Genomic DNA, 16,584 nt, shown 5'->3' on the forward strand with positions numbered 1-16,584 from the left:
TCACTACTAACACTAAAAACTAAAATTATAAAGAGGTAAATCTCTGACCCGGGATTCGGGCTGTATTTCCCGGGGTTGCTGTTCCCGGAGTCCGATTTCTCAGACTTCCGGAATTACTTTCTATCTTTCTCTGTGGATCTGTATTTCTTATTCCGGAGTTATTGTCTCTGAACCCACCGTTATTTCGAGGTGTTTCAGTCTGTGGCCGGATCTCATTATTTCTTGTTGTACCGTTGGAAATCCGTGGCGCAGTTCTCACCGGTGCCTCATTTCCGTTTCGGAAGCCGTTATTCTCTGTTCTTTTGTTTAAGTCTCCGTCATTTCTGAATCCTTCTTTCCTTTGCGCATTATTCCAGTTACCGTTTCCTGTTCGTGGGGAATTTTGGAAACCAATGTTCTGTCTCGGATTCGCCTGGTGATATTTCACTTTGTTAATTCTATAACGGTTTACATTGATGTTTTTGTATCGGGGAACCACATAAACATGGGTTACATAATGTTGTCTTCTGTAGTTTTGCCAATAATTCACGGGATTGTATCCGTTGTAATAATTATTCTGGTAAATTACATATACCTTAGGTCCTAAAATTCTTTCGAGTGCATAGAATCTGTCATAATACCATCGGTCGGGATTATATCGGTAATATGAATTCCATGAAGCGAATGTCGGAAACTGGTCATTCAACATTATGATCTGGCGGATCTGCCAGGACGAAAGGCGATACTGAGAGAAAAACCTGCTCCAGTTTACATCATAAATGCTTCGCTGGTAGTCTCTGTAATAACTCTGGTAGAGATCGTTTCTGTAATAATCAGATGGATATTCGTAATAATAATCTTCCGGAAAATAAAATTCATCATCGTAATCGTCGTAATAACCATTATTGTTGTTTGGATAATAATCCGGATAATTCTGTGCGGAAATCAATGTTGCAAAAAACACCGAAAGTCCAAAAAGTATTTTTTTCATTTTTTTTAAACTGTTTTTAAGCTGTTCACTACAACCTATTAGAAAAGCATGCCAACTTTTATGTTCAAAATCCTTTCAAACGCCTTTAAACAGGGGTTTTACGGACTTTTCATATTCTTTTGATTAAAATAAAAAAAAGAAGTTAAAGCAAAAACTCCAACTTCTTTAATAAATATTATAAAATTCTGATTTTCAACAGATAAAAGTTTTTTTTCTTTTCTGTCAAAAATTGTTATTTTTTTTAGAAAAAATTTACGCCCGATTAGCATCAGAAATCCAATCTGCGATTTTTCGGTTGAAACCTTCCTTATTCAAAAGGCTTTCTAAACTCAAGTGCATTCTGTACCGCCAGTAATGCGGAAATACAGCAGGATTATTAATTCTTTCCTCATCCATATTCGCATTAGTCAACTCATGATCAGTTGCCAGAAATTCCTGAATCGGAAAAATCGCTAACATCGCATCGTTATAAAGATGCTGTTTCATAATGATTTCAGCGAGTTGTGGCTCAAGGTTCCATGGTGCAGTTCCCGGCTGACCTAACTGCTGGTTAAAATACTGTTGGGTTAAGTTACGGTCTTCGTGCCACCACTGGCGAAGCGTAGAACTGTCGTGCGAACTCGCCGTGACTACATTAAGATAAGAAGCATCTTTAGGATTATACCAAGGGATATTATCCGATGGCATTCGCTGTACTTTGAGGGCTGTAATTCCCAGTCTGTCCATCACCTGAGGAACAGATTCGGGCACCAATCCTAAATCTTCACCGCAAATCAGCATATCGGTGGCATTAAGAATTACGGGTAATTTCTCCATTGCTTTTTCATACCACAGCCCATCCTGTCTTTTGAAGAAATAATCAATATAAAGATCATAAACCGCCTGTTTTTCCCAATTTGGAAGATGACTAAATGACGAGGTTTTATCAATATTAAACCTCGGGTGATATACGGTTTCCCCGTAAGCATTCTCTTCAGGCAGGAAGAGCACATTGGCACATAGGGAAATCAATTTTTCTTCTGCCCAAGGATGCGGATTAGTTTTAAAATATTCTGTGAGTTTTCTTTGGGTATCAAATTCTTCCTTGAAAGAATAAGTACCGTCGAAATGATTATTCATAAACTGGTTATGAATGTTATCTCTTTCATCACCAAATTCATCCCAAAGAATCTGATCATTGATGAAAGGCTTACAATACCGGTCGTAATAAAAAGGAATATGTCTGGCACTGAATTCATCCATCCTAACCGGAACAGCCGGATAGAAATAACCCAAAATCCCCTGCGTTGCGCTCATCGGCATTCGCCAGATTCTGAAAAACCCAAGGATATGGTCAATCCTCATCGCATCAAAATACTGCTCCAGCGCTTTGAAACGGTTCTTCCACCAACGGTAACCGTCTGCTTTCATAGCTTCCCAGTTGTACGTCGGGAACTCCCAGTTCTGGCCCAGTTCGGTGAACTGATCTGGTGGTGCACCGGCCTGAAAATCCATTCCGAAAAGTTCCGGCTCGGTCCAGGCTTCCACAGAATATCTGTAGATTCCGATCGGTAAATCGCCTTTTACAGAAATACCGAGACTGTGAGTATAATCAATGGCATCTTTCAACTGAAGATGCAACTGATACTGTACCCATGCGTGCAGCATCGCCGACTCGAAATCCTTACTTTTTGGACTGAAAAACGGAGCGATTTTGCCTGCGATATATTTCTTATGCGTTTTCCAGAGGTTGAAATTTGGCGTTTTATATTTATCGCGCTGTACACAGAAAGCAGCGTAAGGCAAGAGCCAGTCCTCATTATCTTTTATAAATTTTTTGAAACTTCTGTCTTTCAGGATTTCAGTCTGATGAAGATTAAAAACTGCCTTAACAAACTTCCACTTCCCTGAAATCATTTTTTCATAATCGATGAGGCTTAATGAATTTAACTCTGTTTTTTCTTTCTCATATTCCTCAACGAGTTCTTTCGGCAAAGCATATTCTAAATTCTCAACAGAAAGATACTGCGGGTGGAGCGCGTAAACAGAGATCGCTGCGTAAGGATAAGAATCTGTCCACGAATAGTTTGCTGTGGTATCGTTGATCGGCAAAATCTGCAAAAGGGAAAGATTCGTTTTTTTCGCCCAGTCGGCAAGATTTTTTAAATCTGGAAATTCGCCTACACCGAAACCGTTTTCTGTTCTGAGCGCAAACACCGGAACGGCAACGCCGGCTGCGTGGTACATCTCGAAAGATTTAAACCTGAAGAAATGATCGGCTTTAATCTGCAGAATATTTTTTTCCGGGTTTGGTACTGCCCATCGGTTATCTCCGTATTCCAGATCGAAAACCTCGCCGGAATGCCGGTCGCGGAGCCCGTATTTGTACTGAATCATCTGATCAGAAACAATTTCAACCGCTGCTTCCCAAATTCCGAAATCGGTTTGAGCCATGTTTACGGATCCATTTTTATCCCAGTTTCCGAGCGCGTCACAATTTCCAAGAAGTACAAGCTGCCAGTTCTGATGATAAATTGGAGCTTCTAACCGGAACAAATGGGTATGTCTCTTTAAAACTGCATTTTTTTCGGGTTTGAAACCGCTGAATGTATTTTTAAGAATTTTGTTGTTAAGATAATTCTCCGGAAAATTCTTCAAATTCCACACATCATAAATTACAAATTCGTCGTAGTTATGAGGTAAATTTAAACGGTGTAAAGAAAATTCTTCGTCCAGAACAGCCTGTGCTTCATCTACAAGCGTATATTTATAGGTAATACTTTTCGAAAAATAATCAACCTCAGCGGTCCAGTTTCCGTTATCGGTGTATCTTAAAGGATAAATTTTATCTTCGGTTCCTTCTTCCATCACCAAAACCTGAAGATTTTCTCCCATTTTGGTGCGGAAATTAATATTGAAATACAGTTTCATAACATGGAATAATTTGATGACGCAATTTATGAAATTTCAATAATTTTTAAGGTCAAAATCTTAAATATTTTCAAAGGCTTATATACTGAAAATCAAATCAATACAAACCTAAAGTTTCAAGAGACAAAAAAACCTTTCCGGCGCTGAGCCAAAAAGGTTTATAAACTGTATTTTTTTAGAATTAATTCAGAGAATACGTCGTTCCGTCTCTTCCGTCTTTCAGTTCAATACCTTCGGCCAACAAGCGGTCACGGATCTGGTCCGAAAGTTCGAAATTTTTGGATTTTCTGGCCTGATTTCTAAGTTCAATTAAAACCTGCAAAGTTTGATCGAGTTTTTCATTGTTATTCTCCTCAACATTCTGAAGTCCCAAAACATCAAACACAAAGCCGTTCATCAGCTGTTGAAGTTCTTTTAAATCAGCTTCATTAATGGTTTCTTTCTCATCTTTAAGTTTAAAGATAAAGTTCACCGCTTCGAATAGATATGAAATAAGAATCGGGGAGTTAAAATCATCCGTCAACGCTGCGTAGCATTTTTCTTTCCAGGCAGATATGTCGAAACTTGAAGAATCTGACATTTTAAACGCAAATCCTGAAACAATTTTCATGGCTTCCATCAATCGTTGAAAACCTTTTTCGCTTGCCACCATGGCTTCGTTGGATATATCGAGAACGCTGCGGTAATGCGCCTGTAAAAAATTAAAACGTACAATCGCCGGATGGAAAGGCTTTTCGAAAAAATCGTTTTTACCGGAAACAAGTTCCATCGGGAGGATATAATTTCCTGTAGATTTACTCATCCGCTGTCCGTTCATTGTAAGCATATTCGCGTGTAACCAATAATTTACGGGTTCAGTACCGTTGCAGGCTTTGCCTTGTGCCACTTCACATTCGTGGTGAGGAAATTTAAGATCCATGCCACCTCCGTGAATGTCGAATTTTTCACCTAAATACTTCGTCGACATGGCAGTACATTCCAGATGCCAGCCAGGAAAGCCTTCGCCCCAGGGAGAGTTCCAGCGCATGATATGTGCCGGAGAAGCAGCTTTCCAAAGTGCGAAATCCTGAGGATTTTTCTTTTCGTTCTGTCCATCCAGATCGCGGGTATTTGCAAAAAGTTCTTCAATATTTCGTCGTGAAAGTTCGCCGTAATTCAAGCCGCGGCTGTTATACTCCAAAACATCAAAATAAACAGAACCGTTGCTTTCGTACGCAAAACCTTTGTCCAGTAACTTCTGGGTCAGCTCAATCTGTTCCAGGATATGTCCTGTTGCTGTAGGCTCAATTGTTGGCGGAAGCAGATTGAAGGTATCTAAAACTTTATGAAAATCTACGGTATATTTCTGAACGATTTCCATGGGTTCCAGCTTTTCGAGACGCGACTGTTTCACAAAACGGTCGTTATCTACATCGCCGTCGTCGGTTAAATGTCCTGCATCGGTAATATTTCTTACATACCGAACTTTATAACCCAAATGAACAAGTGAGCGGTAAATAAAATCGAAAGACATAAAGGTACGCACATTTCCGAGGTGAACATTGCTGTAAACCGTAGGCCCGCAGACATACATCCCGACATTTTTATCGTGGATGGGTTTGAAGATTTCCTTTTCGCCGGAAAGTGAGTTGTATATTTTAAGTTCCATTTTAAGAATGTGGTTTAAAAGGTAATATTTGAATCTGTTAATCAAATTTTGCGTGACTGCCTACGTAATGCAGGAACTCCTGTCTTGTAATCGGATTGGTTCTGAAAATTCCGCTGAGTTCTGCTGTAATCGTAGAACTTGCAGTGTCTTTAATACCGCGGCAATTCACACAAAGGTGTTTCGCGTCGATGATACAGGCTACATCCTTTGTTCCTAAAGCCGTTTTCAGGGCATCTACAATCTGCATTGTGAGTCGTTCCTGAACCTGCGGACGTTTGGAGTAATAATCTACAATCCTGTTGATTTTTGACAGACCGATTACTTCGCCGTTCGAAATATAGGCAACATGCGCTTTCCCGATGATTGGCAGAAAATGATGTTCACAGAATGAATACACCGTAATGTCTTTCTCCACCAGCATCTGTCGGTACTTATACTTATTCGAAAAGGTAGAAATTCCGGGTTTGTTTTCCGGGAGCAGTCCACCGAAAATCTCATTCACATACATTTTGGCCACCCTTTTCGGGGAATCCTTCAGTGAATCGTCGTTCATATCCATTCCTAAAGTCTCCATAATCTGATGAAAATGGTGCTGAATGATTTCTATTTTTTCCTGTGGGGATTTTTCGAAAGCATCTGGCCGCAACGGCGTGTGATCTTTGCCCGTAAACAGGTCGTCGTCGTTATCTATATCGTGATTCATAACTTTTAATGAAACCACAAAATTAGGGATTTAATTTTTGATTTTTGTAATTAGTTTAACACCAGGCGCCACACCGATTTTCAATTATAGTTTAGATTTCTTTAAATAAAAAACTCAGAACCGTAATTCTGAGTTTTAATCTTTTTAGAAACCGCCACCGCTTCCGGCAAAGGTAAATGTCGCCGTTAAACCGGCCCGTACCGTAGACAGCGGGAAGGCTGTAGAGATTTTGTATTTGGTCAACAACTGGTCATAGAAGAATCTGATGTTGAAATTCTGCGACATGTTGTAATCCGCCGAAAGTTTGATACTCATCATCCGTTGACCGCCTGTTACCTGCGAATCGTTCTGAAGGATATTGGTGATTCTGGTCTGGCTGTCTCTCAGGGAGAAATCTCCGCGGATGTTCAGGTCGCTTTTCAGGGTTCTTTCTTTTCCTTTAAAGTTCATCTTCATTTTAAGGTCTTTCAGGATATATCCAAATCCAAAAATATATTCGTTGCCCGCATCTTCGGTAAGCGTATGGTTCACAAGACCTAACATAAACATACGGTCGCGGTTATACTGCGCACGGAACTGCATGTTGTTTCTCATGGTAACATCGGCTCCGATCAGCGGTGCGAAAGCTTCCACATAACCGACTTGCGAGAACGTATACGGGTTGAACTCGTTTCCGAAAGCATCAGTCTGCGGTGCTGTTGGATTATTCTGAACATTATAATAATCCACACTCGACTGGATTCCTGAAGCCGTGTAGGTAGAACTGTAACCGTGAAGGATATCGAATTTCGAGAACTGGCTGTTTACGAAAGGAATATTCTTCAGTCCGGAATACGTTACACGCCAGTTCGGCAGCGGGAAGCCAGATTTTTTTGGATCCGTAAGTTCTCCGTTCACCGTTTTGCCTTCTACGGCAGCCTGGAATGCAGGAATCAAAATATAGGCATCACCTAAACCTTTTCCGCTGGCAAAATCAACCGGATTGTATACGCCTCCCGTCTGCAAATAAATCTGTCTGGCGTTTTCGTACATGGTATCGTAAATACTTTTCCCGTCGGTAAATGCAGTTTTGAATGTCCACGCAGTTCTGGAATACGAAATCATATCGGTACCGAAAGAGAACTGGAATCCGTTCGCTGGGTTAGAATCTGCATCAACGTTATAACCGCCCTGGATGAAATTGCTGTTATAATTCTTCAGGAAATTCACATCAATTCTGAAATCATTCACCGGCATAATCTGAACATTTGCAAGGAAATTTCGGTTCTTCAGCTGCGTGTACGGATCATTCATGTAAGGCGAATTCGAAAGCCAGCCGTTTTCAATCACTGTTCTGCGGATATCTGCCTGCGACCCAAGAAGGAAACCATAAGTCGGTCCACCCAAAGTCTGCCCGTAACCGTACCAGTTTGGTGCTGAAAGCAAGCCCGGAAGCACGGTTCCGTTGTTTTCGTTATAGGAAACATCAAGCTGCTTGATCGAAGTTAAAGCATAGGCAATGCTCTGAACCGGATTCAGTTTATTCTTGAATTTATAAGACTTAAAGTTTCTTTTCGCGTTTTTCTTTTGCCAGGCCAAATTGTATACATTGTTCAGGGAATCGATTTCCTGTTTACGTTTCTGCATTTTGGTATTGATGTTCTGGAAATACTTGAACTTACCGAAGAATTTAGGAATATCAACGCTCGAAGTTGCTACAATATTATTGGTATTCTGGCCAATACTTCCCAAACTTTCGGTAACATTGGTTTCTGGGTTCACAAATCCTGTCATCACGGTACTTCTCGCATTCCAGTTATAGGTAAATCCGTAACCAAGCTCCGCGTTAATAAAGTCGAGATAAGGCAAATACTCGAATGGGAAACGGTAATTCAGCTGAACACGGTGGTTGTAAAGTACCGGTCTTCCGGCACGGAATGGGTCTGCGAAAATCGATTTGGTGTTCATGTCATTTACACTCAAATTGTCATTCAGCGTACGCATTGCTGAATTGATTTCCAGTTTTAAAGATTTCGTGAAATTAAATCCTAAACCGTATTGCCAGCCGAAATAGAAGTTTCTGTTTCTGATCACATCAAAATCCTGACCTGTATTTCCGTTAAGAATCGCTTCAATATTACGGAATTCAAGTTCGTTATAATTTCTGTCGATTTCAGTTCTGAACGAAAATCTTGTAGGAACCGGATTGAAGTTCACTTCTTTTATAAATCGCAAATATTTATACGATTTCGCAGTGTCGCTCACTATTTTATTAAACGGTCTCAGCACCCACGGTTTGAAGTTATAATTGTAATCAATATAGCCTCTTAAATACTGGCGGTAATTTTTCTTCGTGTAAACATCTCGGTAATAATCATCGTTGTACACCGTAGTTAACGAAAGGTTTTCCACATCGTAAAACTTAGGTTTTTTGTTGGAATCCATTCTTTCTTTGCGCATGTTTACCACACCGATGCTTCTCTGCTGGGTATAAGTTCTTGCCACTTTCTTCAGCTGATCTTTGTTTGGTGCCTCTTCGAAAGTTACATCATTATCCAGCGGATTGTATTTCGGATCTTCGATGGTTTGGGTGTAAGAATAATTTACAGGAATCTTCATTCCCACTTTTTCAGGCAGGAATTTATCTACATTCACCGTCGTATTTACATTAAATGCTGACAGTGTAGACTGTGCCCTTTCGGCCGGTTTTTGTGAAATTCCGCCAAAACCGATTGTAGAGTAAGAAGCATTTGCATTTACTAAAGCAAAATCCCCCAGGTTAAAGTTAACACTTGCATTCCCGGCATAACCGCCTTTGTTCTCGATTTCAGAAAGACGGATCTCATTCACCCAAAGTACAAGGTCTTTAGAATTCACCTCATCCTTGTTCCGCACACCGAGCATAATCGTGGTTACATTTCCTAAACTTGGCCGACCTTTAATGAAGATTTTCTTGTTAGGATCAAGAGCGGAATATTCAACATCCTCCGTTCTGTCATCAATCTGAATTTGAGAATTGCCGTCACGACGAAGTTTCGCATCCACAAAATTCTGAATCAGAATATCCACTGAGTTTTCCGCTGGCCAGATTTCCATTGGCGAAGTTGCATTTTTCGGAGTGTAAGTTAGAGAGGTTTCGTATTCGTAATAGTTATCGGTCGCGTCACTACCGAAACGGATGAAGAATTTAGCGTTCGGGTCCAAACCGTTGCTCTGCGCACCTGCTCTTACGTCCTCAGCATGTACAAAAAGTTCAAGATTTTTGTAGCGTCTCATATCTAAAGCCACATTTTTGAAAACCCCGCGAGCAGTCTTAGGCTCAATCGGCGCGGTTTTCATATAAAGCGACGCTTCATTTTGTCTTTGAGCACCCGCATTTCCACTTAAAACCTGTCTTTCGATTCCCGGAGGAAGTACGTAAGGCGGTTGGTTTAAACCGTTTTCCTCCAGGTTTACACTACCCACATCGAGGTTTTTGTTGTCTACAGGATTTACACCTTCAGTATCTGTAGTATTGGTTGCAATATCTTTGGTGTATTTTCTCCAGTCGCTTCTTACCAAATCCAAAGTTCCGAAACGGAGTGTTGCAGTTTGGTCAAATCCTGTTAAAAGCATTCTTGCAAAACGGACATTGTTGAGGATTGAAAGGTCTTTTACGCCTCCTTCATTGGCTCCCTGATCAAACTGAGAAACCGGTACTCGGAAAAGATACCATTTATTGGATCCGGTTTGCCCGTTCTGGAATTTTACTTCCACCTCCTTTTCATCAACAATAAATTTCTGTCCTACAGCAAGGCTGGATTTGTCGAGGTTAATGGTGTATTGGGTATAATTTTCGTTCTGATCTAAATTGTAATCGCGGTTTACATCTTCTGCATCAGGAGTCTGTGTGGCCACTTCCAAGGTGTTGCTCTGGGAGTTTCCTTCCGGATTACGGAAATATTTATAACGTTCCGTAAGCGAAGAAGCCTGTGCTCCCTGGAATTTATCTGAAAGGTAAAATACAAAATCATCGGAAGCCGGATCCGGAGTATTAAGTACAGGATTAAAGAAGGTGGTTCCGAATTTCGCTGCTTCACCCTGGGCATCCAAACCGTCGTAACCTAAATCCTGAGCGGTTCTTTCTTCATTTTCAGTAGAAAAAGCGTACAGAATCGGGAATTGGTTCGGCTGATTTCCCCAGTTTGTTGTCGTTGTATTTGCCGGAACATTCGGAGTCGGCAAGCCGTTTTCGTACTGCAGTTTTCCGTCTTTAAGTACATCTTCTGACACGTTTCCTAACTGAAGCAAAAGTTTAGGATTTGCACCCAGATTGTTTCCGTCCGCATAAGGATCCATCATCCAGAATTCAACGTATTCAATGTTTGAGTTGATAAAATTGGATACCGAAATCGGACGCATCAATCCCGCCCATCGTTCTTGGGTGCTTTCGCTGTTCGGGTTTAAGTTATAAGGTCCTCTCTCGGTCGGGAAATAAGTAATATCGAACGTGTTGGTATAAAGCTGCTCGCCCGCAACGAAATCCCGCGAATTGTATAATTCCTGAGTCTGAACCCTTCTTGAAGCATGATTTGAAACCGCCTGAGCATTGATTCCGTTGGGTGCTTTGCCACCAATTCCGTAAAATCTTGGGTCGATGTTGTACCAAGTCATTAAACCTCTTCCGTTGCCATGTGCCAGGTTATCATTTAAAGTTGAATTCGAAAAATATGGCTCCGGATTTTTCTCAGGCTTAGAAGCCAAACTCCACATGGCAGGTTCCTTTAAAGAGATCTTGGATGTTGTCTGTTCGAAATCGTCGATGTAAGACTGGTCGCCAATGCCTTTGTTCTGCCCCGGAATCAGGTAAGCGCCTTCCGCCAAAAAACTGAAGTTTGACGGAGCTTCGGTATTTACAAACGGTATTTTATCGGTAAGCCGAGTAAGGAAAGGCAGCTCATTATTATATAAAACATTGAAGCCTGCCATGGTATTGTTCACGGCTTCCTGACCGAAGTTTACCTTTTGGGTTAATGGAGTTTCGGAGTAATTTACCACGGTTCCGCCGATCGTTAAATGTTCATTGAACTTTCGCTCCAAATTAAGGCCTAAAAATCTTTTTCTCTGGGTATTGAAAGTCAGTTGGTTTTCCAGGGAAATATTAATCGCCTGGCCAGACTGTTTCACGGTTTCATTAATTATATTCACCGTTCCGAGCATATAATCTACCGTATAATCAATCCCTTCCTGAAGCTGTACGCCGTTTGCCGTAACTTTCACCGATCCCTGCGGCACATTAATCGCGCCTAAAGAAATCCCGGTACCCTGCGAACCTTTATAACGGCCTTCGAGCGTATATCCTAAAGCCAGGCGGTTTTCGGATGCAACATTTTTGAACTGGTTATAAAGTTCGTTGAAGACAAATTTCGGGTCACTGCTTCCTAAGACACTCTGTAAATACGCACCGAAAGGTTTCGCCTTCGTAAAAATAATTTTTCCGTTTTCCGGATCTACGGTAATTCCCGGAACAAAATCGAAAATTCCGTCTCCGGTTGTTGTTCCGTTCTGCTGTAAATCGTTATTCATATTGAGACGATCCCAATTGAAAAGTTTCAGGAGATTAATATCCTGCACCGGCGTATTTGGCAGATAATTTACTTTTCCGTTCTGGGGATCTCTTAGATAAACATTCAGTAAAAATCCGTCCTGGCTGATGTCGTTCGAATTTAATGCATAAATATTCTTCATCATCAAATCCCACATCGGCGTAGTCGTCGTTGTTTTGGTATTCGATTTCAAAAGCTTCGTGATGAGCACCGGACTTTCTTCCGAAAACTCACCCACTTTATACACTTTATTGTCGCCGTTCAGCGTGTAGGTATAAGCGACGGTTAACAGCTGATTATCGTTAAGCCTCTGGTTGAGTGACAAATATCCCAACTGCGGATGAAATCTGAATTCATTCTGGTTAAGCTTTCTGGCTTTTCTGTTGAAAATAAACTGCTCCCCATCAGTATAAGTCTCCGGAGAACCGCCGGCATTTGGAAAAGACTGCCCATTAATCGCATTGTAAGCAGTATTGATGTCCCGTATACCGGACCCAAGACTTACGATTCCCTGATAAAGATTATTCTGCGAGTTGTCGGGAAAACCCGAAACCCCTTCACCCAAATCACGGATCCCTAAAATTCCCTTCTGATCCTGAAGATTACCCGAACCCTGATCCAAAACCCAGGCTTCAATCCTTGTAATACTGATTCTGGAATTGATCTGAGGATAATTAAGCAATGCATTATCGTAAGAATTAAGGAAATAATGCCCAAGATAGTAATGCTGATTATCTTCATAATCGATTGCGTTGAGTTTGAACGTATTCATTACACCACCGCCCTGTGCGATAATGTTACGTGCTTCTCCCTGTTGCTGGGAAAACACAACTGTTCCGGTGGTTTTACCCAACTGAAATTCAGTCTTTAAACCAAACAGTGATTCGGAACCACGAATAAGACTTGTAGAAAGCGGCATATTGACATTACCGAACTCTACTCTTTTAATAATTTTATCTTCCCCGCCGGTTGTTTTATCATTTAAACCTTTGCTTTGCAGATCCTTCCAGGTTCCTTTTGCCTGCCACACCAGATTCATCCGGTTTTCGAAAGCGAACCCACTTTGAGTGTCGTAATTAGCCTTAAGTTGCAGATTTTCACCTACTTTACCTAATAACCCCAACTGAATCCGTTGCTGAATATCAATCGCAAAATTGGTTCTGTTCTGAGGTAAGATTAAAGGATTGTCAATTTTCTGGTAAAGCCCACCAATATCGAAAGACGCGAAACCCTGTGGAATAATTTCGATTTTATTACCGCCGAATATGGATTCGAAAAGTCTGTTCTTGATATTCAGACTCGGAAGGAGTCCTTTTTTCTCTGCATCGGTTTGGTCTTTTCGGTACCCAAGATTGTTAACCGACGATTTTTCTTTGTAATACTCGCTCAGCTGATTATTGAGCATATACTGGTAATACTCCGCCGAAGTCATTGAAACGGGATTACCAACCACCATATTGCCGATTTTGGGATACAGAAAATACATGCCGCTTGGAACATCATAAAATGCTTCGTAACGGATAGGATTTGGTAATGAAAAATCCTGTCTTACTGAACTGCTGTCCGATGGTTTAACCTGTGCGAAAGTGTTCGCAAAAGAGACCATCAGAAATAATAACAGAAAAAACTTATGCTGAAAAAAATTATTCTTCTCCAAATGTTAAATGTTTTTTAAGATTTGCTTTACAAGATCCTCGACTGACAGATCCGGATTTTGCTTCAGGAAACGATCGGCAATCTTCTCGCTCATTTTTTTGGAAATACCCAAAACCTCTACTGCAGATAACGCTTCTTCTTTTACTTTATTATTTACAAATGTAGAAATATTTTCCTCAGAAACCCTGAATTTTTGGACTTTATCACGCAAATCCACAATGATTCTCTCGGCAGTCTTCGTACCGATTCCCTTAACTTTTTGAAGCAGCAAACTGTTATTATTAATAATCGCGGCAGCGATTTCTTCCAAGCTTAGTGAAGACAGCATGATGATGGCAGAAACCGGCCCTACTCCGTTAACAGAAATTAACAGGTTGAACAAATCTTTTTCTAAAATACTGTTAAATCCGAAGAGCAAATGGGCATCTTCACGGATAATCTGCTGTATATGCAGAAATGTAGGCTGTCCTAAAACCAGTTTTTCGGAAGTCTGCAGACTGATCCCGACAAAATAACCAACACCATTTACATCAACAACGACTGAGGTAGGATTAAGTTCCTGTACAATACCCTTGAGCGTATAAATCATTATTTATGTTTTGAAGAAGCCAAATATAAGATTTTTAAAATTTTAAACCCTATTGATTTCAGCTTTCCAACAAAAGACATATTTTTTTGCCGGTTCTTGTTAAATGAAGAGTAAAACCATGGATGTTTTACAATAATGAAATAAAAAAAACCGCGGAAAGTCTAGATCTTCCGCAGTTTTTCACTACAATTATGTAATCCTTTATTACTTTTTCATTTCCTCTCTTTTCTGAGCATCCAGAACGGCGATTGTCGCAAGGTTTACGATTTCATCTACGCTTGCACGCATTTGAAGAACGTGAACCGGCTGTTTCAGACCCATTAAAATTGGCCCAACAACCTGCGCCACCTTCATCCCGCGGATGATTTTGTAAGAAAGGTTCGCACTTTCCAGATTCGGGAAGACAAAAACGTTCGCCGGTGTAGTACCCAGTTTAGAGAATGGATAATCTGAAAGATGATCGGCATTCATTGCGAAATCCGGCTGTATTTCACCATCTACAATCATTTTCGGATATTTCTCATGAAGTATGGCTACCGCCTCAGCTACTTTTTTCGAAGTTTCAGAAATTCCGGCGAAATTCTCAAACGATAGCATAGCAATTCGTGGCTCGATAGCGAAAGATTTCACGACGATTTCAGACATTCTTGCGATGCCTACCAGGTCCTGAGCAGTCGGGTTCTGAACAACTGAAGTATCCGCAAAGAAAATCGGTTTCTTCTCGGTAAGTATCATCATCATTGATGAAACTTTATCCACACCTTTTTCTTTCTCAATGATCTCAAGCACAGGCCTTAAGGTGGAAGAATAATTTTTTGAAAAACCAACGATCAGTGCATCCGTATCACCATTTCTCAACATCAGTGGACCGAAATAATCACGCTGGCGAACAAATCTTTTTGCTTTATATTCGTTCATGCCCTTGCGCTGACGAAGCTTCCAAAGATCTTCTCTGTATTTTTTACGGTTTTCTTCCTGATCATCGTCTGCAGGATCCACAATCGGAACATCGATTTCGATTCCGAATTTTTTCATCTGCTCTTTGATGTATTTTTTCTCACCCAAAAGTATCGGTTGTGCAATACCTTCTTCGTAAAGAATTTGTGCAGCTTTCAGTACATTGTATTCTTCTGCATTTCCGAGGGTAACTCTTTTCGGGTTCGATCGCGCGCGGTTCTGCATCATTCGGATGAGTTTTTCGTCGCGACCCATTCTGTCGAGAAGACTGTTTTCGTAATCTTCGAAATTTTCAATCGGCTTACCAGCGATCCCGCTTTCCATCGCAGCTTTGGCTACTGCCATCGATACTTTGGTAATCAGTCTGTTATCGAAGGGTTTAGGAATAAAATATTCTCTTCCGAAACTTAAATTTTTTAAGTTATAAGCCAAAATAACCGCTTCCGGAACTGGCTCTTTTGCTAAGTTTGCAATTGCATGAACTGCCGCAAGCTTCATCTCTTCATTAATTCCACGCGCCTGCACATCGAGCGCGCCACGGAAGATGTAAGGAAAACCAAGAACATTGTTTACCTGGTTAGGATAATCGCTTCGGCCGGTGGCCATGATGGTATCTTTTCTGGTTTCCATTGCCAGGTCGTACTCGATCTCGGGATTTGGATTTGCCAAGCCAAAAACGATAGGATTTTCTGCCATTGAAAGCAGCATTTCCGGTGTCATTACATTGCCTTTTGAGAGTCCAACAAACACATCGGCTCCCTTCAAAGCATCCGAAAGCGTTTCCAGATCAGTTTGTGCGACAAAATCGATCTTTTCAGGAGTTAGGTTTTCTCTTTTATGATTGATGACTCCTTTGGAATCGCACATCAGGATATTTTCTTTTTTAAGACCTAATTCCACATAAAGTTTTGTGCAGGCAATTGCCGCAGCTCCGGCGCCATTAACCACCATTTTCACATCATCGATTTTCTTTCCGGCGATTTCGAGGGCATTAATTAAAGCAGCTGCAGAAATTATAGCGGTACCGTGCTGATCATCATGCATCAGCGGAATATTGAGTTCTTCTTTCAGACGCTGCTCGATGTAAAATGCTTCAGGAGCTTTTATATCTTCAAGGTTGATTCCACCGAAAGTAGGGGCGATTCCTTTGACAATCTCAATGAATTTGTCGGGATCTTTTTCATCGATTTCAATATCAAAAACATTGATATCGGCGAAAATTTTAAACAAGAGGCCTTTACCTTCCATCACCGGTTTTGAAGCTTCGGCACCAATGTCGCCCAATCCTAAAACGGCAGTTCCGTTAGAAATTACGGCCACTAAATTCCCTTTTCCTGTATAATCGTAAACTGTTTTGGGATCCTTTTCAATTTCCAGACATGGGATGGCGACACCCGGGGAATAAGCTAAGGAGAGGTCGCGCTGCGAAGAGTGCGGTTTTGAAGGAATGACTTCGATCTTTCCTTTCGGTTCGGTCTTATGATAATCGAGGGCTGCCTGGTTAAAGTTTTTCTCGTCTCTGTTTGTTTTGCTTGACATAATTTTTGGTTTTTCAATATCAGAAACCGGTTTCCCAGATTCTGAATA

The 16,584-nt window shown here is 40.9% G+C and carries 7 protein-coding genes; all 7 read right to left on the reverse strand.

The genetic code is table 11. The features are described from left to right. Window positions 1-25: 25 nt before the first annotated feature. Window positions 26-970 carry a hypothetical protein gene (locus CDW55_RS02165; protein WP_179285894.1) on the reverse strand — a complete coding sequence of 315 codons (945 nt, stop codon included), beginning with the start codon at window positions 968-970 and terminating at the stop codon, window positions 26-28. Window positions 971-1,222: 252 nt separating this feature from the next. Further along, a complete protein-coding gene (locus CDW55_RS02170) occupies window positions 1,223-3,880 on the reverse strand; it encodes a 4-alpha-glucanotransferase (RefSeq protein ID WP_088468084.1) in 2,658 nt (885 codons plus the stop codon). A 181-nt stretch (window positions 3,881-4,061) separates the two neighbouring features. Then, complete coding sequence (gene cysS, locus CDW55_RS02175; RefSeq protein ID WP_088468675.1) at window positions 4,062-5,528, reverse strand: cysteine--tRNA ligase; 1,467 nt, start codon at window positions 5,526-5,528, stop codon at window positions 4,062-4,064. A gap of 37 nt (window positions 5,529-5,565) precedes the next feature. Further along, window positions 5,566-6,231, reverse strand: a complete 666-nt coding sequence (gene folE, locus CDW55_RS02180) for a GTP cyclohydrolase I FolE (RefSeq protein WP_088468085.1) — start codon at window positions 6,229-6,231, stop codon at window positions 5,566-5,568. Window positions 6,232-6,375: 144 nt separating this feature from the next. Continuing rightward, complete coding sequence (gene sprA, locus CDW55_RS02185; RefSeq protein ID WP_088468086.1) at window positions 6,376-13,401, reverse strand: cell surface protein SprA; 7,026 nt, start codon at window positions 13,399-13,401, stop codon at window positions 6,376-6,378. A 54-nt stretch (window positions 13,402-13,455) separates the two neighbouring features. Beyond that, entirely contained in the window at window positions 13,456-14,040 is a 585-nt protein-coding gene (gene ruvA / locus CDW55_RS02190; protein WP_088468087.1) for a Holliday junction branch migration protein RuvA, read from the reverse strand. Between the two features lie 204 nt (window positions 14,041-14,244). Continuing rightward, window positions 14,245-16,536: an NADP-dependent malic enzyme gene (locus tag CDW55_RS02195; protein WP_088468088.1), complete on the reverse strand. Its 2,292-nt coding sequence runs from the start codon at window positions 16,534-16,536 to the stop codon at window positions 14,245-14,247. Window positions 16,537-16,584 lie beyond the last annotated feature (48 nt).

The organism is Chryseobacterium sp. VAUSW3, from assembly GCF_002205795.1.
Classification (GTDB): Bacteria; Bacteroidota; Bacteroidia; order Flavobacteriales; family Weeksellaceae; genus Kaistella; species Kaistella yananensis.